Source organism: Hungatella effluvii, assembly GCF_003201875.1.
Classification (GTDB): Bacteria; Bacillota; Clostridia; order Lachnospirales; family Lachnospiraceae; genus Hungatella; species Hungatella effluvii.
The window spans coordinates 159,527-182,166 of record NZ_QJKD01000012.1; the positions used below are offsets into that span (position 1 = coordinate 159,527).

The window sequence follows — 22,640 nt, forward strand, 5'->3', positions numbered from 1 at the left end:
CCTGCCCGGTCGAACCGGACTGCGGTGCCACTGGTGGGGAGTGAACTATAACCATCCTTTCACATTTTGCTGTAAAATTCCCATACATAAGCATGACATTTCGCCCCATTTATGTTACACTTAAATTCACCATCAAACACGAAAACCGGAGAACAAAATTATGCAGTATACAGGTTCCATTGACAACCGGGGAATTCTGGAAATTATCCGTCGTTCCTGCAGCTATGTGGACGCCCGCCTGATGAATCACGGCTACAGGGTGGCCTATATTGTATCAGAAATGTTAAAGCCATACTTCCATGAAGACGCCCGTAAGATACGGGACGTCTGTTTTCTGGCCCTTCTTCATGACATCGGCGCCTACAAGACCGATGAGATTTCAAAGATGCTGCAGTTTGACACCGATGATGTTCTGGCCCACTCCGTCTATGGCTATCTGTTCATCAAATACTTTTCTCCGCTTAAAAATCTTGCCGGAGCTATTCTTCTGCATCACGCCACCTGGCAGGTTCTGGAGCATTCGGAGGCATTTCCGGAAGGAATCCGGCTTCTTGCCCAGGTCATTCATGTGGCCGACCGCATCGACGTCGCCATGGAGGTGCAGCATCTGACATGGGAAGAAACCGCGGTTCTCCTGAAGAAAGAAAGCGGCACAAAATTCTCGCCCTTTATTGCCGATCTCGCCCTCGCCTGCGATTTCCACACACCGTTCGAAGGTGACACGGACGCAGAATCGCTATTTTTTCAGCTGTTTTCCGAGATTCCCCTCACACAGGACGAAATCACGGATTACTTAAAGATGCTCATCTTCACCATTGATTTCCGAAGCCGTCACACGGTTACCCATACCATCACCACCACGACCATCAGCGCCGAACTGGCAAAACGCATGGGGATGAACGAGGAGGAATGCAACCAGATCATCTGCGGTTCCATGCTGCATGACTTGGGAAAGATCGGCATTCCGGTGGAAATCCTGGAGTATCCGGGCAAATTGAGTCCCCAGGCCATGAATATCATGCGCACCCACGTGGACATCACAGAGAAGATTTTTGGAGACGTCATCGAGGATACGGTCAAATCGCTCGCCCTCCGTCATCATGAAAAGCTCGACGGCTCCGGTTACCCGAGAGGCCTGGCCGCCGCCGACTTAAGCACCGGAGAACGGATCGTGGCTATCGCCGATATCATCAGCGCCCTTTCCGGCACGAGAAGCTACAAGACCGCATTTTCCAAAGATAAAATTTGCTCGATTATTACAGAAATGAAGGACGACGGACTGATCGACGCTGATATTGTGGCGCTCATGATTTCCGACTACGATGAGATCATGGAAGAGACCCGAATCCAGTGCCAGCCGATTCTCGACATCTATGTTCTCATACAAAAGGATTTTGACCGGATTTCCCTGGCCGTGACCGTGGATGACATCGCGGGCATGAAGGCAGTTTTCTAAAACTGTCCTCATGCCCGCTTCTTCTTTAAAAATCATCTGTCAGGTTTAAAGATCATCAACCAGAGCGCTGCTCTTCGCATAAGCCGTACTTCTGGCCTCAAAGAAATCCGTCTTTATCATGTTGGCATTGCTGTACTGGGATACCCAGGCCATACTCTCCGGTTCCTTTTCATGGCCCTCAAAAATCGGGTCAAAGCCAAGGCTGAAACACCGCAGATTGCCAAGATACTGAATATAGTCCGTTATCATATCTTTCGTCAGTCCCGGCACCTTGTCTCCGATGGCGTAATGGCCCCAGGCAATCTCCTGGCGGCATCCCTCTTTAATCATCTCTCTGTAAACATCCACGCGTTCGGGGGTAAAGAGCTCCGGCTCCTCATTTTTGAGTTCCAGAATCATGTTGCGGAACAGCCATAAATGAGTGTTCTCATCCCGGTTGATATACCGGATCTCCTGAGCGGATCCCGGCATCTTGTGGTTCCTGCCAAGGTTATAGAAGAACATAAATCCGCTGTAGAAGTAAACCCCTTCAAGGATAAAATTGGCTACCACGGTCTTCATAAATGTAAACGGGCTCTTGTCCTCCTGAAATTCATTATAGAGATTTCCGATAAAGGTATTTCTGGCAAGCAGATGCTCATCATTTTTCCACTGGTAGAGCACCTCGTTCCTGGTCTGCGGCTCGCAGATGGTATCCAGCATGTAGCTGTAGCTCTGGCTGTGAACCGCCTCCTGGAAGGTCTGGATGGACAGGCATAAGTTGATTTCATTGGCCGTAATATATTCGCCGATGGCCGGTAAATTGGCGGTCTGGATGCTGTCCAGAAATACGAGGAATGACAGAATCTTGTCATAGGCCCTCCGCTCCCCGGCGTCCAGCATAGGATAGTCCTTTACATCAGGGCCCAGGTTGATCTCCTCCGGCACCCAGAAATTGTTCATGGCCTGCCGGTACCAGTCGCTTACCCAGGTGTATTTCATATTGTTAAAATCGTTGAGATTCGTTGTATTGCCGCCTATCATACGGCGGTTTCTGACGTCGGTATCGCCGTTCGGATTGAATAACGGCTTTCTGGTTAATTGTTCCATGGTCTTTCCTTTCCTCTTTTACAGCTTGCTGCATGTTATTTCCGCGGCCGCATTTAGCTGGAGCATACCTCGCACTCTTCTACTTCCAGACTTCTGGAGCGGATATAATAAATGGTTTTTACGCCGCACTCCCAGGCCAGTACATAAAGGTTCAGCACCTGCCTTAAGGTGTATTCGTTGGTGATATAGAGATTCATGCTCTGCGCCTGATCCACATGGCGCTGCCGTATTCCCCCCGCCCGGACGGACCACTGCTGATCAATGTAGTGGGCGTTCTTGTACTGCCAGAATGTCTCGGGAGATAAATCCGGAGCCACCCGTGGCACCAGTCCATTCTTCTTTTCCTCCAGGTAATACCGGTTCATGATCGGGTCCAGGCCGGCCGTCGTTCCCGCCAGCATACTGGTGCTGCTCGTCGGCGCAATGGCGATCAGCCATCCGTTTCTCATGCCGTTTGCCGCTGTCTTTTCCTTCAGCCGGAGCCACTCTTCCGAATGGTAGTTCCGTTTTTCAAAATAGGCGCCTGTCTGCCAGTCGCTTCCTTCAAACAGCTCATAGCGGCCCTTTTCCCCGGCATAGTCACAGCTTGCCTCAATTGCCGCGTAATTAATCCATTCAAACACCCGGTCGGTAAATGTCAAATGCTCCTCCGATTCCCAGGAAATTCCGTTTTTCGCCAGCATATGGTGGTAACCGCTGATCCCCAGTCCGATGGGGCGGTACCGCATGTTGTTGATTTTGGCGTATGGAACCGGGAAAAAGTTTAAGTCGATGACATTGTCCAGCGCACGCACTGCGTACCGTGTCAGTTCGGTAACCTCTTTCCGGTCCGTCACATCGATCTTCCCGAGAGAGAGGCTGGCCAGATTACATACCACGAAATCGCCGGGCTTCGTCACTGTCACCACCACCGTTTCGCCGTCCACCGTTTCGATGCGCTGCTCCATCTGTTCCACCGGACTCATATTCTGTGCAATTTCCGTACAGAGATTGCTGCAGTAAATGATGCCCTTATGGCTGTTGGGATTTGCCTCATTGACCAGGTCCCTGTTAAAGGTAAATGGAGTTCCCGTCTCCACCGCGCTCTTTAAAATCAGGCGGACCAGTTCTTTTACCGGAATCACCCGCTTATGAATCCTGTGATCAGCGACACAGTCCCGATAGCGTTCCTCCCATTCCTGTCCATAGGAATCTTCCAGCGAGTAGCCCTTTACCGTGAGGATCTCATGAGGACACATCAGGTACCAGTCCGCGTCGATATTCTCCTTTGCCAGCTTCCAGAACAGGTTCGGATAACAGACCGCTGGAAATACGTCGTGCGCCTTCATACGGTCGTCCCCATTGTTGGTACGCAGCGCCAGGAATTCCGGAAGGTCCTTGTGCCACGCATCCAGATATACGGCGACGGCTCCCTGGCGCACGCCCAGCTGATCTACCGCCACCGCGGTATCATTCGCCAGCTTGATCCAGCGGATCACGCCCCCGGCTGCGCCCTTAAAGCCGCGGATTGCACTTCCTGCTGCCCTGACCTTGCCGAAATACAGCCCCATACCACCGCCGAACTTGCTGACCTTGGCAAAGCTGTCAATGCTGCGGTAAATGCCATCCAGGCTGTCCGGCACCGTGTCGATAAAACAGGAAGAAAGCTGATGATACGGCTTTCTCGCGTTGGAAAGAGTCGGCGTCGCCATGGTAACCTTAAGCGTACTCAGCATATCGTAAAAACGCCTCACCCATTCCAGCCGGTCGTTCTTTTCCAGCATGGCCAGATGCAGGGCGATGCCCAGAAACATCTCCTGCGGGGACTCTAACGGAACATTCTCCCGGCTGCGGATCACATATCTGGAAAGAAGCAGTTCCAGACCGGAATACGTAAAAAGCTGATCCCGTGTGCCGTCGAGGAAGCCCTCACACGTCTCGATCTCCTCCCTGGTGTAATGTTCCAGAATATAGTCGCCGTAAAGCTGTTCTCCTGTCAGGAAATACAGCTTATCGTAAAAGCTTCTGATCTGATACTTCGCCTCCATGGATCTTAAATTCTTTCTGAAGCGGACCATCAAAAGACGGGCCGCAATGTACTCCCAGTCCGGTGCTTCCTGGGTGGTAAGCTCCACAGCGGCCTGGATTAAGGCGGCCAGCTTCTCCGCTTCCGTCATCCCCTGTTTATAGAAAGCCGAAAATTTCATAAGCAGGTGCTCCAGCCGGTACGCGGTGCCGGTCCATTTTTTCTGAATCTCTTTTAAGACGGCCTCCATATCAGGAACATCGTTAAAATACCGGACCAGATCCTGCCTCACACTGCGTTCCTTACTTCGCTCATTCCGATAAAGAATAAAGCTCTTAAGCGCCTCGTAGCAGCCGGCTTCCATCAGCGACTGCTCCACCATGTCCTGAATCTGCTCCACGCTGAGAGGACTTCCGTCCCTCACCGCACCGTCCACTTTCTCTTTCACCAGGCCCATGATCCTGTCCATCCGCGCCTCGCCAGGCTCCTGATTCACACTGGCAAACGCACACAGGATTGCACTCTTTATCTTCCCGCACTCGTATGATTCCGGCTGACCGTTTCTTTTTCTGATATCCATTTCTTTTACCGCCATTCTCCAAAGTTTAATTGTCATTTTTTCATTCATTAAGCAATCAGTATTAATAACTGTTATTAATGCCGTCACTAAATGATGATACCACAAGATGTAGTTTATTACAAGATTGTGATCGCAAAATATTTGATTTTTTTACCGTTTGTAATACAACAGATCGATACATGCAAAACTAATGGCCAACCCTGAATCTGATCTTATTACACGGGCGAAAAAGCGCTTTTATTCTATTATAAACAGAATTCCGGCTTGGAATCAGGCGGCAATGAATCAGATAGTGATGAGTCTGAATGTGAGACCTTTCCCTGCGGGAACAGAGCACAAAAAAATAACGTGGAAATACCGATTAAAAAGATAAGAGGAATCGGCATTTCCACGTTGAAATTATTTTCTTTGTCGGCTGTATTTAACAGCAACAATCTTCTGCATCGGGCCCCCCCTAACAATTCCATTTCACCTTCACCGGCTGTGGTTCATCCGGCACGCAGACCTGTTTCAGTGAATCTACGGCGTTTTCCAACTCTTTGGAAGCTATTTTATCATAAACCTCAGCACCTTGTTCCAGTCCGGCCTGGCTGTATGCTGCGGCCGCCGCCCCATAAAACAGAAATCCCAGCGCGCTGGTCGGCGTATAGACCGAAGCACATGCTGTTGAAACCGCTCGCGCCGCAGCCTGCGCGGTCGGATTATCCGCCAGATCCCGGGCAAGCTGCCCCGCTTCCTTAATTACCGGTTTTATCTCACTTAATTTACCGCTTCCTTTTAAATATTCCTCACACGCCAGTATTGTATCCCTCAGACACGCATTCCCCGGGCACTCGTTCTCATAAATTCCCAGGAAATTATCTTTCGCATAGCCAACAGCCCAGCCTGCCAGCGTTTTTTCATTCTGTGTTTCAATAAGACGCATCAGAGCAATACATTCCGCAGAATTGACATCACCAAGCATTTTTCTTAATTTAGGCATCGTTTTTCTCCTGTTCCTTCTCTCATCTTTCACACAAATTTATCATACCATACTCCCCAGCACTCCATCCATCATTGTAAGTATTTGTAAACCTTTCTTAATTTTCATTTTTCTTCCAACCTGCTATAATCTAATTGGCAGCAATCGAAAAACACAACTAACTTAATGGAGGTTTTCAGTCAATTACCCATGTCTAATGCCCGATGGAACGGGGCAGGCCCAGGCACGGGCTTGTAACTCAACTACATGTAGTACGACATGTGATTCATGTCTCCTACCTCAAACGTTGGCTACAATAGGCTGATTGACGGCAGCCCGCCTGCTTCGGTTCTGCCTAACAGGCCTCTGCGAACAGAGTGTTACATCCTTTATGGTAGATGTTTATGGCTCCGGTACGGTCGTCATTACTCCGGTAACCACAGACAGTGCAACAAAATTCATGCTTCTTTCTGTTACGGTTAGCCTTTGTTGTATTACCGCAGACCGGACAGCTCTGGCTGGTGTACTTCGGGTCTATCGCAAGGACTTCTGAATACGACAGCGCTGCTTTGTATTCCAGCATCTCTCGGAACTGGTAAAACGCCCAGGAGACTATTACGTATCGGGATTTTAAACGGACGTGCTCCGTGACAGTACGAATCCCGGTTAAATCTTCTATAATAAAAAGCGTACCTGCTCCATACTGTGAGATAAGTGCCTTCGTAACCGCATGGTTTACCGCGGTTACGTAACGTTTTTCTTTCTCACGGAGCTTTTTAAGCTTACGCTTTGCTGATTTTGTTCCACATGTCTGCAGGCGCTTGCGCAGGGCAAGGGCTTTTGCACGTTTTTCCTTGATTGCGCGGCCGGAAAAGAATCTGGTGTCCCCTTCACCATCAAAGGAAACTGCCAAATGGTTCACGCCGAGATCAATTCCAACGATATGGTTTAAGATATTCCTGTTCTCAACTTCCAGGGTGACCGGTATATGCAGATAATATTTCCTGTTTTTTCGAATCAGTTTGGCAGTGCCAAAGCGTCCGCCGGCACGCAGCCAGTGTTTCATCCCTTTGGGTTCAAAGGGAATATGTAACCTGCCGGAAAGGGTATTTAAGCTGATGGACTGATTCGATATGGAGTAATCCCGGTTCCAGACCAGATCATACTCGAAGTTTCGAAAAGATGCTTTCGAAAAGGGGTGCCCATTGCTTTTCATGGATTTATATTTTGCAAGGACGGTCTTAAATACACTCTGTGTCATCTGAGAGCGGAGTCCAAACTGCTGCCTGACCGGGTAGTATAAGGCATGGTCTAATTCGAGATAGCGGATGCCTTCCTGTCCAAAAACGAATGTGGAAACAAAGTTCAGCACATCCCGGATAACGGACAGTGTCTTATTCAAAATAATCATCTGTTCTGATGTAGGGTATAGTTTGACTTTAGCAGTAATGGTAATAGATTTCATAGATTTTATACCTCATAACAGTTTTATGGGATGAGTACATTTTACCACATTCGAAAGTAAAAAAGCAAACAAATGTTTAAAAAACTAAAAAAATTAAAAAGGAGAAGGAGCTCGCAAAAAAGTCAGGAGGGGAACAATACCTCTCATGTCTAAAGACACGAGTCTCCATGTGCATTTTATGAAAAAATTAACCGGAAGTCTGCTTCTCTCACTTTTATGCGTCACAGCCGTCTTCGCCTCTGGATTTGCTTTCCGTTCAAAGGCTGACACAGGTACGGCTCCTTCTTCCGTCCGGATCTATGGAACGGTAAATCAGACCAGCGACGGCCGACTGTCCATTTCCCGGCAGGACGGGGATTTTGCCGGACAGGAATTAATTATCAATGTATCAGAAGAAACCAGAATATTAGACGCAGTAAACGGTTATCCCGCCTCGCTGGATACTCTTAAAAGCGGCGAGACCATCTACGCCTATATCAGCCCGGCCATGACCTTAAGTCTTCCGCCGATGTCTCACGGAGAGATCATTCTCTGCAGCATTCCGGCTGATTTCAAAGTTCCGGAATATATAACAGTTGATACCTTGACAGTTGCAGGTGACGGTGTTTCCGGTACCATTTCAGCAGATAACGGCACCACCTATACCGTTAATTCCGACAGTCAGATTCTTCCTTACCTCACAAGAAATATCGTCACACTTCAGGACCTTGTGAAAGGTAAGAAATGTCTCGTCTGGACACAGTCGGGCTCCAATACTGCATATAAAATCGTAGCATTTGCCGATTCAGCGAATACAGACGGCTCCGGCGAAGCGGCAGCCCCGCGCGGCTGGTCTTCCCAGGATGGCAGCTGGTATTACTATGACAGCACCGGCAGTCTCCACAAAGGCTGGTTAAATGATAACGGCGACTGGTATTACTTAAATCCGGAAACGGGCGTTATGCAGACAGGTTTTCTCACGGTTGACGGAAAGACCTATTACCTGCAGGAAAACGGAAAAATGCTGACAAAAGCGAAAACCTTTACGCCCGACGCAAGCGGCGCACTTCACTAAGCCGTTCAATTCCATTGGCAGCGCTGCTGTCAACATCGGCGTCACCACAGTAATCAGGCAATCCACATAAAAAGGATGGCGGAGGCCGGGATTCTCCCAAGAGCGATCCCAGCCTTCGCCATCCTTTTTATCACCTCTCCATATGCGGATTCAACCTGGCATAAATATAGGTATCCTTCCAAAGAGGTTTGTTATCGTCATCCTTCCAAAAATACACATTTTGTTTCAAGAAAGCTTCCCGTTCAAATCCCAACGATTCCAACAGTCTCCAGGAGCCTTGATTTTGAGGGTCACACTCAGCGAAGATTCTATGTATTCCACTGGAAAACGCCTGCCCGATTAAAGCCATGCAGCTTTCCTTAGCATATCCCTTTCCCCAATAATCCTGATTAAATACGTATCCCATTTCAAGGGCGTCAAACTCCCGCTTTCCCAAATATACATTTCCTATCATCTTATGACTGCTTTTTAATTCAACGGCAATCATCTCATCGGTCGAGATTCTCCAGGCAAGATTACTCTTTACTTCATCCATATCCATCGGTTTATAAGGTTCGTATTTAACGACCTCCGGATTGGATAAGTATTCGTACAAATCCTGCGCATCTCCTTCTGCATATCTTCTTAAAATCAACCGCTCTGTTTCTACAATCACATTTATGCTTTCCACAGTATTCCTCCCTGGGTTCTTACCTGATTCTGCGTTTCCCTGCTTTGACGGTTTTCCGGTCCCAACCGGAGTTATCATTCTACTCTAAATTCAGCTGCCGGTTTTGTCAAGTATTCCGATGTCATTTTCTATCAGCGCTTTCTGCCGCAGGCTCTGGGACAGTTATACTAAAACAACAGGAAAGCGGCGAACGCCATAAGCATTCACCGCTCTCACCAATTTCTCAAATCTATTTCGCAATAACCTTAACAAATTTCTTCTTTCCGCGCTTCACAACGACGCCTTCGCCCTCCAGGCTCTCTTTGGCAAAGACGGCCTTCACGTCATTTACTGCATTGCCGTCAACGGATACGCCGCCCTGTTCCACGTTGCGTCTTGCCTCGGAACGGGAGCCGGCGAGACCGGATTTATGAAGAATATCGAGAATATCAATGGTTCCTTCTCTGAAATCGTCATCTGTCAGCTCGCAGGTCGGCATATCGGCCGCATTACCGCCGGTGAACAGTTCGCGGGCGCTCTTCTGAGACTTTTCAGCTTCTTCCTCGCCATGAACCAGCTTTGTCAGCTCGTATGCCAGGATTTCTTTCGCCTGGTTTAGCTGGCTTCCTTCCCATTTATCCATCTCGTTAATCTGCTCGATCGGCAGGAATGTCAGCATGCGGAGACATTTTAAGACATCTGCGTCGCCCACATTTCTCCAGTACTGGTAGAAGTCAAACGGAGTGGTCTTGTTCGGATCCAGCCATACAGCGCCGGACTGGGTCTTGCCCATCTTCTTGCCCTCGGAGTTAAGCAGCAGGGTGATTGTCATGGCGTGAGCATCCTTGCCCAGCTTCCGGCGGATCAGCTCTGTTCCGCCCAGCATGTTGCTCCACTGATCGTCGCCGCCGAACTGCATATTACAGCCGTAACGCTTAAACAGCTCATAGAAATCGTAGCTCTGCATGATCATGTAGTTGAACTCCAGGAAGCTTAAGCCTTTCTCCATACGCTGCTTGTAGCATTCGGCTCTCAGCATGTTATTTACAGAAAAATGAGTTCCCACTTCACGCAGGAAATCGACGTAATTCAAATCCAGCAGCCAGTCCGCATTGTTGACCATCATGGCCTTTCCTTCGGAAAAATCGATAAAACGGCTCATCTGCTTCTTGAAGCAGTCGCAGTTGTGCTGAATCGTATCCACAGTCATCATCTGGCGTAAATCACTGCGTCCCGACGGATCACCGATCATTCCGGTACCGCCGCCGATCAGCGCGATCGGTTTGTTTCCCGCCTCCTGTAAACGCTTCATCAGGCAAAGCGCCATAAAATGTCCTACGTGAAGACTGTCCGCTGTTGGGTCAAAGCCAATATAGAATACAGCCTTCCCTTCGTTGATCATTTTGCTGATCTCTTCTTCATTCGTTACCTGGGCAATGAGGCCGCGGGCTTTGAGTTCTTCGTACGCTGTCATAATTGTTTTCTCCTTTTCTTTAATTTTTGTAGATACTTCCCTATTACATTAAAAAAAGTCCCGTCCTGTTCAAAGGACGAGACTGTAATCCCGTGTTACCACCTTAATTTATAAACGGCTCGCGCCGCTTACCTCTTCGAGTACGATTGTCATACTCTAGCACGATAACGTGTGCAGGAATCCGTCACAGTCTACTCGCCGATCCGCAGGACTCTCCGTCCTTTCCAGATCTGCTTTCAGTGTGAAGCTCAAAGATGTATTCACAATCCGCTTTCCACGCGCCTCTCATCAACCGGCTGCTTTCTGTGTGCTGTTGCGCATTATTACTTGTTCTTATCAACGCCTTTTTGCATTTATGAAGTTATTGATTAGTATATGAGGTTTCGGTTTGTTTGTCAAGAGCCTAAATTTATTTTTTCAGCCATCAATTTTCAAAGTCAGGCCAAGGCTGTATTTTGTATCATCGATAATCAGAGAAACGGCGTATTCCCCCTGAAGACCGCATTTATTCAGCCGGAAGTCCACCTGACGCCCGGAACTCTGGAATGTGCCCACACACATGGCAGTAAATGACACTGCGGAAGTGGATATGAAATAGTTATGACAGCTTCCCTCCCCGTCTTCTAAGACCAGCATCACCAGCTGCCCTTTCTCGAAGGTACCATGGAAGGTGTAACGGTCAAACTCTTCACTGATATCCAAGTGGTATTGATCCGGAATGGTGCTTATACTATATTCTGTCTCGGCGGCGGTTCCGAATTCCGGCGTTTTTCCTAATGTCCCCAGTACTGTTCCGCGTCCCAGCGTCAAGTTCTCCCCTTCGCTGTAAAGAGCCATTTTCTTTGCGCGGTAATAATTGGCGTTCAGGCACATTTCATAGACAACGCTGCCGTCCAGAAGCTCCACGGTCTTTGACTCAAGCCGGACATTTTTGTTCTCAAAATATCTGCGGGAGCCGACTCCTTCGCAGGTGATACCGTCAAGGGAGGCAATCCCGCCGGAATGCACCAGATAATTCCCCTCTCCGTAGTAGTCCACGTTGGAGATGTAGGGCGAGAAGAACTCATTTCCCCGTTCCTTTCCGTACTGCCAGATCTGTCGGACGGTCCGGTTCTCCCGGTCGATGCTAAAACGCACACCTCTTGAGTAATTGTCTTTTCCCAGGCGGTAGTGCTCCGGGTTTTTAGAACGGTAATGGCCGTTGTCAAAGGTCATAACATCACCGTCCGGGGTTATGAGACATGCGTGCTGTTCATACTGCCATTCCAGATCGCCTACCGGCTTTAAGAAGTACGCTTCCCTCATATCCTCCGGCCAGCCTTCCGGATCCCCCAGAATCCAGTTCAGTTTTCCGGTCTGAAAATCGATGTTGATCAGGACATCCTGATGGCGGCCGGATAGTGTGATGGAATCCGTCTTTTTATCATACCACAGGGCATTATTGTGGAACCAGTCATGGCGGCTCCAGCTTCCGGAAGGAGCGGCATCCTGAGGCAGAATATCTTTGAAGTCCCAGGTTTTTAAAATCGAACCATCCGCCCTGTCAATCAGGACGCACATATCCTCCACCGTGCCATTTTCAAAGCACTCCGTCAATACAAGGAGGTTCCCATCCTCCATCTCAAACTGGTCGTGGTGATAGCCGCCGGGAAGACGGTATTCGGCATAGATTTTTCCGATCAGGTCCATTTCCCACAGCCCTGTCGTATAATACGGTTTCTCCAGAAGGCGGGGGGAACCGATGGAAAAACGGCCGTTCTGCAGTTCCTTTATGGCGAAGGTGATGTTTTCCGTGCAGTACCAGCGGCAGTCTCCGCGGTAATCGTAAGCCGCCGGAAGCGCGCCCATGGCGGGTACGACGAACATCATTTTTCCGCCCATATACGCGGCTGTCGTGTCAATGGACTCCGGCAGCTTGACGGCGCTGTCCAGCGGGCCGGTGGTGATCATGATTTCTTTACGCCGCCCATCCGACAACCTCAGTTCCACGGTGTTATCCGTTCCCGGATACAGGCCAAGGACCGGTATTACGTGTTCATACGCCTCCGGAAATGATTTCGCGATGTCTCCGCTGGCTTCCATCCCTTTCACCGTAATGCTCACACTCGCCTTCTCCTCCGTAAAAAAAGCGATCACGGCAGTGAGAGGCGCTATGCCGTAAGGATTTACCGTAACGAGCGGATTTTCAAATGAGCTGTGTTCCCGGTGAAAGTTCTCCATAAATTCCTGTTCTGCTGCGGCCTGCTGGTCAATAAAATGTTCTATTGTTTTCATCCTGTTCCTCCTGTTATTTATGAAAAGAAAATATTAGCGATGGGCAGGCCCACGGCCAAGACGGCAATCAGACTGATTATGCTCATCAGGATTCCGTATTTATAGATATCACCAATTTTCAGCCATTTCGTATTTCCGTGCAGGATGGCCGATGTCGTGGAGGCTGCCGGCGTCACAACGGCAATACACACCATATACATGGACAAGCAGGCAATGGCCGCGGAGCCGGCGCCGATCTGCTGCGAAAATACATGGATAATTGGTATGAGCAGCATGCCTACCACCATATTGTTGCAGATATTGGTGAGAACACACGCAATGACAACAATGGTAATGGTGAAGACCAGCGGACTCTGCCCCTCGAATACAGGCGTTAGAATCTGCTTCAATAACACGGTGATTCCAGTAGCTTCATCGGTCAATGCATTTCCGATGGTCAATGCAGAGCCTACAATCAGCACAACGGACCAGATCATGTATTTGGAAACAATCGTCTTAAAATTAACCAGCGGCTTTTTATCTACGTGGATCAGGCAGCATACGGTTATGATAAAGACGGGGACTGCATTCTGTGTATCCTTTAACAGCTGCTGCAGAGCCCCTTCCGGCAAAAGAGAGGGAGCCAGCACCCAGATGATAAAAAAGAGCAGGGCAAAGCTTAAGCTTTTCTGGCGGAGATTCATGGGAGGCAGCGGATTTTTGTCAAAAAGCCCGGCATCGATCTGTTTCAGCGGCGTCACGTCCGGCTTAAGTACGAAACGCATGAGCAGAAGGATGGCCGCCAGCGCCGTCAGAGAAATCGCCGCTGCGGTTACCATATAGGGAAGGTATTCGATCGCCGTCCCGGTCACCTTTGCATAATTGCCCAGCAACCCCGGGAGCGCGCCCTTGAAAGGTGTTGTCGCAAACCCAAAGGAAGCCGCCATTACCACGGAGATCAGCATTAAGGTCACATACCGGTCGCCTTCTTTATAGCCGATTACCGCAAATAAGCTGTAGAGAATCGGCCAGAAAATGAATATGGTGGGACTCGGAGCGGTCAATACGGATAAAAGATATACTCCCAGTAAAAGCATTGCGGTGAATACCCATGGTCGTCCGTTATTGATCCTGCGGGTGATAAACCAGCGGGAAATATACTCGCAGATTCCTTCTTCTGTTATGGCTCCCGTCAGCATGATGACAAAGAACAGCATGATGACGATTGGATTTCCGAAGGTCGAGCTCAAAAGGCCGTTAAAACTGCCGAAACCGGTAAATCCTAACATCAGGACACCGAACAGACTGGGCCAGAGCGTATCGACAAAGGTCCATAGATACATCGTTCCAAGAAAGACGCCTAATACCTTGACTCCGACTTCCGTAACTGGTCCAAAGGGAGAAATAAAACGGAAAACCAGCATAATCAATATGCCAATAATACAATGAATATAATACTTAACCCCTGATTTCATGGTGCTTCTCCTTTTATCGGTTGAATTTGTCTGAGTACTCTGTTAAGATAATAACATACGACTGCTGTTAAAAAAATAGCAATCACTAAACATCGCTTATAAAATAAAAAAAGGATGCATCTTTTATGTGCATGTTGTACAACCGGAGGGACTGTGAAGGAGAACGAAAGAGATCATTTTTTAGAAATTCTATGCAAAGAGGGCACCAGGATCCAATTGGACAAAAACCAGTACTTTTCTTCGATCATCAATCATGAAAATACTGCCTACTGTCTGATATCCGGCGTATGCGCCCTGCTGCGTTTCACCCAAAACGGGGAAGAGATTATCTATCACTATTTCAGGGAAAAGGATTTGATCGGCGGCGTGCCGTTTTTTCTATCCCACAAGGGGGCAGCCCAGGTTAATTCACTCTATAGCTTCTGTTCTTTGTATACAAAAACAGAGTGCATTCTATACAAGATTCCTTTTTCCGTACTGGAGAGAAAGATAAAAGAAGAGCCGGAAATCGGCTACTGGATCAGCGAAGGAATCGCCCGGCATTTTATGGAGGAAATCTCCCATGTACATTCTTCGAAGGAGGATCATACGTCGGGGCGTCTCTGCCGGACTCTGATTGAGCTGGCAAATGAAAAGAACGGAAGATATGAACTTCAAAAATATTTTACCTACACCGAACTGGCCAGATACCTTGGAGTCCATTCGGTAACCGTTTCCAAAATCATGCTGGTGCTGAAAAAAATGAAGGTGATTGAAAAGGAAGGTCACAAAACCGTAATCTGTGATATGGAGCAGTTAAAGTATCTTGCAGAAAATCCACATGAAATCGGTGATTTTTCGTAACAGTTCAGACGGCGGGAAAATCAGTGCAAAGGCGGACGTTAAGCTTGCCTATAAGACCGTTTTTGCGCTGATTTTTGCATCGGATGGATATCCGATGCTTCTTGACCGGCTTTTGGGGTCAAGAAGATAAGCCGTCTGGACTGTTACGAGTTCTCCACGCAGGAAGATGAATAGGATCAGACGTATGCCCCCTGTCTGCTTGACAGGGGGCATATCTATTTGTTTTTATTTTACCCATTTTCCATCGCTGCCGACCCGGTACCCATCTGCAGTGGCAGTGTTTTTAGCCATGGTACCGTCTGCATTCAGATAATACCATGCGCCGTTGTATTCCAGCCAGCGGTTCCCATACATGGCTCCGCTCTGTCCTAAATAATACCAGTTTCCGTTATATTCCAGCCAGTGGTTTTCATACATGGCTCCGCTTTCGTCCACGAAGTACCAGACGTCTGCATCCATCATCCACTCGTTGGCCGCCATCCTGCCGTCCCCCTTAAAGAAATACCAGGAACCGTTAATGCGTCCCCATTCATTTCTGGCAGGCTGGCCGTTTGGCTTCGTGTACCGCCAGCTTCCGCCGTCCTGCTTCCAGCTTCCGCCGTCCATGCTGCTGCTCGGTTTGGGAACGGGTTTGGCCTCATAAGTATCCGTACTTCCGGAACTGCCGCTGCTGCTTTCGGCCGGTCTGACGGTCACCCACAGGTAATCCTGGAACACCCTGGCGTCGCCGTTTTTGTCGATTCCGGTGTAAGAAACAGTCACCTTGATATCGCCGGAAATCATGAACAGTGCCGGACTGATTTTGTAATCACTGATCGGTTCCTCCACGGCTTCCCCTGTTTCACGGTTCATCCGGATAGCCGTCACCACCATTCCTGCCGGGGCAAACATATCCCCCACACGGTATACTGTCTGACTTGGCTGGGCAGTGATGTTAATTTTTTCTGTGTAAAAGCCCTCTTCCGCCTCATCGGCTACGGAGACATCAACGGTTGCCTGGAACTCCTTTTCTTCCTGATTCTTACCGGTTCCCATATAGACTACCGTGACCTTCTTATTGCCCGATGTGCTGAAATCGTATTGACAGTCCAGCTCTTCCAGCGGAATTTCCACCGCTCTCGTGGCATTCCCCGGACTGGCCTTTTGGATATCCATCACCTTCATTCCTTCCGGATTGAACTCCTCTCCGACCTTGTATACGACCTTCTTCGGCTTTTTATTAACCCGGATGCGGGTCGTGTAATACTCCGGTTCCACCGGTTCATCCTCTACGGTTACGGTAAAGGAGTCGGTAAACTCTATCCGCTCGCCGTCGCTGTTCTCGTCCTCGTAGATAACCTCGACGGTTGCCTTCCCCGCTTTGCTGAAATCGTAGTCTGTCACATAATCCGATATCTCGATGTCTCTTTCCGCGTTGCTGGGGCTGGCTTTCTGGTGAGCCTTCACCACCATGCCGGCAGTGTCTAACTCGTCGCCCGTATAGTATTTCATCTTGTCCGGCTTCTCGGTCACTTTAATCTTTGTTGTATAGTACTCGGTGCCTTCCTCTGTTACGACTACCCGGAAGGTGTCCGTATATACGGTTCCACTCTTTCCGGCCGCCGATACGGTAATCTCCTTTTCACCGGGAGTCCCGGAATTTAAAGTACTTACGGTGTACTGGTCTTCCTCCAGTTCGACTCTGGTCGCGTCACTCATGGTGGCCACCACCACCATACCGGCGGTATCCAGTTTTTCACCAATCCGGTATTCTGTCTTATCCGGAAGTCTTTCCACCTTCACTCCGCTGATATCCAGCACCTCCGGCTGTTTCGCAACTGCCAGCCAGCTGATAACCGGATCATTTTTACTTACCTTGTCAACTCTTAACGTTATTGTATCCGCCTTCTCCAAAGTGAAATTCAGAGTCTTTTCATCCTGCGCCCCATATCCGGAGAGAGACAGGTTCTCTGCTGCCAGTTCTTTTCCGTCCGCCAGAACCACAGCCCTCATGGAACGCGGCTCCCACCATTCGTTGACGCCGACGGTAAGAGAATATGCTCCCGCTTCCAAAGGCAGATAATAGATAACCGGATTGCCTCCTCCCATGTAGATTCCAGAGCTGAACTTATCATTCAAATCGGTGTCTGGCTTCGTTACCACGCCAGTCTTGTTAAAGCCCCACTTCGTACCATCGGAAATCTGATCGGCCTTCTCATTCTTCAGCTGATCTCCAAGAAGACTGCGAACCGCCTCGTAGACAGGCGTAGTTCCATCTTCCGGATCCGCGCTGAAGCTGTCAATGAAATATAAGGTGTCTTCCGGTACCACCTCTACCGGAATAATGGCCTGAAGATCTTTGCCGCCTTCCACAGTTCCTTTTAAACGGACCGTCTGATACGGCACGGAGAAGGTATCCTCCTCGTTATTGGTCCAATCGACCTTCGCAGTACTCTCAGTGCCATCTGCAAGCTTCACCCTCACTTCTTCCGGCAGAATGTCTTCTTCGATCACACTGCCTTCGGTAACAGCCAGGTAATCCGGCAGCCTGTCATCGATAACCTCTACAGGCTGATCCAGACGCAGCAGCAAGTCTTTGGCCGCCCGAAGCCTGATTGCTGCCGTATCGATTTCCAGCTGGGTCGCTTCTGTCTCCTTCTCCAGGACTGTCCGCGCCGCAGCCAGTGCATCAGCGAAGTTTTTCCAGTGATCGGCGGTATATTCCGCCTCCTGGTACGTTCCGCACTCGGCAACCAGCGTCTTTAAGGCTTCGTTTCCGCCTCCCGGCAAAGCTTCGCCGAGAATGTAAACGCCGTCAATGACAAGCGTTCCGCTCTTCACCACCACCTTAAAGGTATGATCTCCTGACGCAAGGCCGTCAAATACAATTGTGGAATAGCGTTTGCTGCTGGAATTGTTTTCTATATTTTCTGCTGTCTTAATGCCATCTGCGTAGATATCCGCCTGAACGCCGTCCCCATTTTCACCTACCAGCATGAATCCGGTTCCTCTGCCGTCAAACGTCACATACGACTCTTCCCCAGACTTGTTGTAGGAGGTGGTCCGGTACCAGTTATCCGCGCTGCCGTTTCCGGGACCAGCCAGCGTCCAGTTATCACTGTACTGTACCTCGTCGTCGTGGTCATCATAAAAGGCTGTCGCATACGGTACGTAGCCCGGGATCTTCTCCACCTTCAGATTATCAAAATACGTCTCTGCCCAGGAGCTTCCCAGGAAAACGCGTCCCATCAGATACGGTTTGTCATTGTCAATATAGCTTCCCGCCAGTTCTCCATCCACATAGGCCAGTATGGCGCTGCCTCTGCCTTCCAGGGCGATATGATAGGATTCCCCATGTTTCTCAGGCATACTGCCTTCCACGAGAGTGCTGCCGCCTTTGCGCAGCTTCCACGTTCCGTTCTGGATTAATAAGTTGTAACCGCTGTTATCACTGTTCATTCCTGTCTGCTGACGAATTCCCAAAAGGGCGTATCCGTTATCAGCCTGTACATCGATGCTTGCCTTATAATTCATCCAGCGGTAGTCACCGACAATGGTCTCCGGATCCCCGCCATTCCACTGGCTTACGGAAGCCGATAAAATCTGGCCAAGGCGCTGATTGCCGTTCTCTTCCTTTTCCACCACCCAGGCGCCATGGGTATCCATCATGTAGCGCGGTTCATTTCCTCGGGATGATAAGTAATCCTGCTGCTCCGGTCCGTCTGCCGTGTTGACTGTCACAGTCCCTTCCTCGTCGTACTCAAAATCATCGGCGTAGAGAATATCGTTGTCGGTAACCTCTGTACAGCCGGCTCCCATTTTTCCATCGTCATCCGTATCCAGAACTGCCTTATCCGATAATGAAGTATGTTCCGGAAGCGTAAGCGCCCGGTCACCCTCACTCTGGTGGTAATCCAGCGTCGTAAAGGTCGCTATGGCTCCGGCATCCACCGGCACGGTATAGATACCGGCCGAATTCGCAGCCACTTCTCCCTTAAATTCCATATACTCGTCTGCCTTTGTCTGCCAGATTTCCAGCTTCTGATTCTCATCGAGCTTCATATCCTCGGCCTTAATCTGATAATTCAATTTCTTCGGACTGTTGTTCACAGCCACCACTGAGAAATCCGATTTATCAGGGGCGGCCAGAGTCATATAGCTGGGTTTTCCGGCTTCATTGGAAAGGTGCTCGTTTTTGTTGTTGTCGCCTGCATAGGAGTCGCTGGCCTGGGGAATTCCCAGCCAGATCTCATTGCTGTTGTCTTCATCAGCCGCCCACCCAGACTTGGAAAACTGGGTAAAATGCGCCGTCATGTAAAGGGCCTCGTCATAACGGACATATCCAGCCCATGGTTCTCTGGCGCTGACCAGATCTTTATGCGCATACTGCAGCCCGTCATAGAAACCGCCGATTGCAGGCTGGAAAATATAATGAGTCATGTTGCTGAACACAAAGGAGTTCAAGTAACCATCCACCATGGCCAGCGGACTCTGATTTCCACCCATTGGAACGTAGGTATCGGTACGGCGCTCCGCCTGGCTCGTCATGCCAAAATTCGCACAGCCTTCGCTGTACCAGATTTCCTTATTGTATTTTTGTGCCAGATCCCGTACATTCTGATCTGTACCGGTTACATAATGGATTCCCACAGCATCAACGGCTTCCCAGGTTCCGTCCTTCTGATCCTTTGATTGATACATATCCGTTACAATTCCCCAGGAATCTATCTCATCCGCGGCCACAAACTGAATCCTGTGATAGGCGTCCTGAGCCTCCTCGGACATGTAATCCGGGAAATCATTTTCTTCTTCCACCAGCTTTGTAAATCCTTTTGTCATCGGTGCACTGGTTTCAATGGCATCATTGTAGTTCGCCTCATTGACACCGGCGGCAATGTAATCTGCCATGATGCCGTATTTCTCGTAGGCATCGAAAATCGTATCGCGGTACCATTCATAGATCTTTTCCGTGTTGGTATTGCCGTTGGTCCAGTTTGGGGAACGCCAGCGCAGAACGCTGATCTTTACATCAGGATTTACGCTCTTTGCGTCGGCTGCCAGCTGCCAGCCCGGGGAACGGGATGCGTCCGCTTCCTCGCCCTCATACCGGATGGTAGCGGGATCCGCCGCGGTTGACGTATTTCCGTCATTTCCCATCTCTATCTTTACGTGTGAGATTAACGGATGATCTCCTGCAAACAGAGTGTCGATCATTTCCCAGTATTTTTCCGGCGCTTCTGCCTTATAGTCCATCAGAAGATTGCTGGTTCCGTTACAGCTTAGAAGTCCCCAGCCTTTGTATGTCAATCCATTGGTCATCAGAGCCGCCGCATCCACATCGCTGCCCTTTATGGTGATTGCTGCGTCATATACCGGCAGAATATTCCTGATCTTTGCGGAAGCTGCCAATACGGCCTCTCGCGAAGCATTTCCGCCTGCAAGAAGGGCTTCTGCCTCGGCGACAGCCTGTTTCAGCGCCTCATTGCCAGGATCTTCCGTGTCTAGATAGGCGTTTGCCTCCGCCACAGCGCTCTTTAACTCAGAAAGCAGCGGCTCCATCATCCGCGTTTTCGTCTCGGCTGCAGCCGCTTCCTCCGACATGGCAGAAGGGATCACCACTATATCATCATAAAGGCCATTCAGCAGATAATTGGTGGCAAAGGAGCGTCCCAAAGCTGCTGTTATACTGCTCATCCCGCTCAGTTTGAAGCCGAGATCAGGAATCTCTCCCGCCTTTTCACCATTTAAATAAACCGTGACAGAACCGTTGGCGCCGTCCTTTTCCGAATAAGACACGGCCATGGCGTTCCAGTCATCTGCGATGATATGTTCCAGAGCCGTATTCCCGGCGCTGATTCCTCCACCCGCCTTGGAATCGCCGTATCCCACTTTCCCCGACTGGGTAAAAATGTGGATATTCTGATTCTCTGTTCCTATGGAAAATGCCGCTTTTTTATTCCTGTCTTCTTCATTTGTATCCGTATCTTCCACCTTTACGTTGGCAAGCAGCGTAAATTCTTTTCTCCCAAACAGCGCGGCCGCATCTTTGATCTCCGCATGGCCGCCATTCTGATTATTCCAGCCAGCTGTCACCTGTATTACGTTACCGCGGCCGGCGTCCGAAATAACGCCCGCTCCCCGATTCGTGAGGCCGCCATCCGTCTCCTCCAGCGCAGTGTCAAACGGCACCAGGGATGAATCCTTTTCGGCAACTGCCAGCCAGCTTAAAATTGCCCCTTTATTCTTAGTATCCTGAATTCGGAGAGTCACCTCTCCGGCCTTATCCAGGGTGACGTCGCCAGTGACTCGTGTTTCCTGGTTGACGTTAAGTTCTCCGGTCGTTCCCAGAGAGACCGGGGCGCCATCGTCAATCTGTGCGGTGATGGTAAGCGTCCTTCCCTGACCTGACCACCATTCGTAGTGCGCGGTTGTTATTTCATACGTTCCCGCATCCAGGGGAAGCGTATAGGTAAGAAGCTTATCCTGATCATTATAGATCCCGGATACCGCCTTATCTTCTGTTGTTACATTTCCTTTGGTTTTCACATTCTGATTGTGAAATCCCCAGGAACCTTCTGCGTACACCGCATCGGCCGCATCATTTTTCAGCTGATCCCCCGTTAATTCCTTCACGGCTTCATAGGCGGGAGTTGTTCCATCCGACGGTTCACTGCTGTAATTATCAATATAATATACCAGATCCTGAGGTACGACCTCCACATCATATCGTACACCTTTGCTGGTCACTGCTACGGTATCGTATGCCTTACCAAACTGGTCTGCATTGACAGATGCGTCATCTTTTAACTGCTCCGGCACCTGGCCCACAAAGGTAGCGATACGCTGGTTTGTCTCAGCATAGGCTATCGTGGGAACAGAAACGGAAGGTACCATCATTGCAGTCACAAGAATCCAGGACAACGCTCTCTGCCCCTGTTTCTTACAATTCATACTTTTTCCTCCTCTTTACATACCCTTTTCCATAAAACAGTTCATTGAAATATTCTCAATAAGCCCGCATTCACTGCCATTATGAACAGTGACGTAAACAGAGGAAAAAGCAAAAAATATCGAAAACGGATTCCTTTTGCTCTCTCAATTTGTTATAATGAAGTCAGGCTTATTGCTGTGATAAAATGCAGGAACAACTCTGTGCCACCAGATTGCTTTGCGTTCACGCGATAAGCTTTTTTCCTGCACTTTTTTATGTTTTTTCTCCCTCCTCTCCTTCTGACTGTATTATCACATAGTTTTTTGTTTGTTTTGAATAGATTATTTTTTCATGAAGCTGTAATTTTATTAGTATTGTTCAATAGTCCATTTCTCCCCGCCCTCTGTCCATGTAATTTCTTAAGCA

The 22,640-nt window shown here is 49.2% G+C and carries 13 protein-coding genes and 1 other annotated feature; of the genes, 4 read left to right on the top strand and 9 right to left on the bottom strand.

From position 1 onward, the window contains the following. The first annotated feature begins 160 nt into the window (after nt 1-160). Entirely contained in the window at nt 161-1,456 is a 1,296-nt protein-coding gene (locus DFR60_RS21025; protein ID WP_110324640.1) for an HD-GYP domain-containing protein, read from the top strand. Between the two features lie 45 nt (nt 1,457-1,501). On the opposite strand, the gene DFR60_RS21030 is transcribed toward DFR60_RS21025, so the two are convergent. From DFR60_RS21030 to DFR60_RS21045, 4 genes are all read right to left on the bottom strand, one after another. Next, entirely contained in the window at nt 1,502-2,545 is a 1,044-nt protein-coding gene (locus DFR60_RS21030; protein ID WP_110324641.1) for a ribonucleotide-diphosphate reductase subunit beta, read from the bottom strand. A 53-nt stretch (nt 2,546-2,598) separates the two neighbouring features. Then, entirely contained in the window at nt 2,599-5,130 is a 2,532-nt protein-coding gene (locus DFR60_RS21035; RefSeq protein WP_110324697.1) for a ribonucleoside-diphosphate reductase subunit alpha, read from the bottom strand. 454 nt (nt 5,131-5,584) lie between these two features. Continuing rightward, complete coding sequence (locus tag DFR60_RS21040) at nt 5,585-6,112, bottom strand: putative immunity protein (protein WP_110324642.1); 528 nt, start codon at nt 6,110-6,112, stop codon at nt 5,585-5,587. A 334-nt stretch (nt 6,113-6,446) separates the two neighbouring features. Further along, nucleotides 6,447-7,556, bottom strand: a complete 1,110-nt coding sequence (locus tag DFR60_RS21045) for an RNA-guided endonuclease InsQ/TnpB family protein (RefSeq protein ID WP_110324643.1) — start codon at nt 7,554-7,556, stop codon at nt 6,447-6,449. A gap of 145 nt (nt 7,557-7,701) precedes the next feature. Between DFR60_RS21045 and DFR60_RS21050 the strand changes: the two genes are divergently transcribed. After that, nucleotides 7,702-8,610 (top strand): hypothetical protein, encoded by a 909-nt coding sequence (locus tag DFR60_RS21050; protein WP_110324644.1) that lies wholly within the window; start codon nt 7,702-7,704, stop codon nt 8,608-8,610. Nucleotides 8,611-8,740: 130 nt separating this feature from the next. On the opposite strand, the gene DFR60_RS21055 is transcribed toward DFR60_RS21050, so the two are convergent. The 4 genes from DFR60_RS21055 to DFR60_RS21070 form a co-directional block, all read right to left on the bottom strand. After that, complete coding sequence (locus DFR60_RS21055; RefSeq protein ID WP_110324645.1) at nt 8,741-9,280, bottom strand: GNAT family N-acetyltransferase; 540 nt, start codon at nt 9,278-9,280, stop codon at nt 8,741-8,743. Between the two features lie 229 nt (nt 9,281-9,509). Next, nucleotides 9,510-10,733 (bottom strand): tyrosine--tRNA ligase, encoded by a 1,224-nt coding sequence (gene tyrS, locus DFR60_RS21060; RefSeq protein WP_110324646.1) that lies wholly within the window; start codon nt 10,731-10,733, stop codon nt 9,510-9,512. 69 nt (nt 10,734-10,802) lie between these two features. Beyond that, nucleotides 10,803-11,082: a binding site (T-box leader), on the bottom strand. Nucleotides 11,083-11,150: 68 nt separating this feature from the next. Next, nucleotides 11,151-13,007, bottom strand: a complete 1,857-nt coding sequence (locus DFR60_RS21065) for an aryl-sulfate sulfotransferase (RefSeq protein ID WP_110324647.1) — start codon at nt 13,005-13,007, stop codon at nt 11,151-11,153. A 17-nt stretch (nt 13,008-13,024) separates the two neighbouring features. Beyond that, complete coding sequence (locus DFR60_RS21070) at nt 13,025-14,461, bottom strand: SLC13 family permease (RefSeq protein WP_110324648.1); 1,437 nt, start codon at nt 14,459-14,461, stop codon at nt 13,025-13,027. A gap of 153 nt (nt 14,462-14,614) precedes the next feature. Between DFR60_RS21070 and DFR60_RS21075 the strand changes: the two genes are divergently transcribed. After that, nucleotides 14,615-15,304 (top strand): Crp/Fnr family transcriptional regulator, encoded by a 690-nt coding sequence (locus DFR60_RS21075; protein ID WP_167437668.1) that lies wholly within the window; start codon nt 14,615-14,617, stop codon nt 15,302-15,304. Further along, a complete protein-coding gene (locus DFR60_RS30475) occupies nt 15,282-15,434 on the top strand; it encodes a hypothetical protein (RefSeq protein WP_167437669.1) in 153 nt (50 codons plus the stop codon). Before DFR60_RS21075 ends, DFR60_RS30475 begins: the two co-directional genes overlap by 23 nt. Before the next feature lie 95 nt (nt 15,435-15,529). On the opposite strand, the gene DFR60_RS21080 is transcribed toward DFR60_RS30475, so the two are convergent. Further along, a complete protein-coding gene (locus DFR60_RS21080; protein WP_110324650.1) occupies nt 15,530-22,234 on the bottom strand; it encodes a bacterial Ig-like domain-containing protein in 6,705 nt (2,234 codons plus the stop codon). Nucleotides 22,235-22,640: the final 406 nt, after the last annotated feature.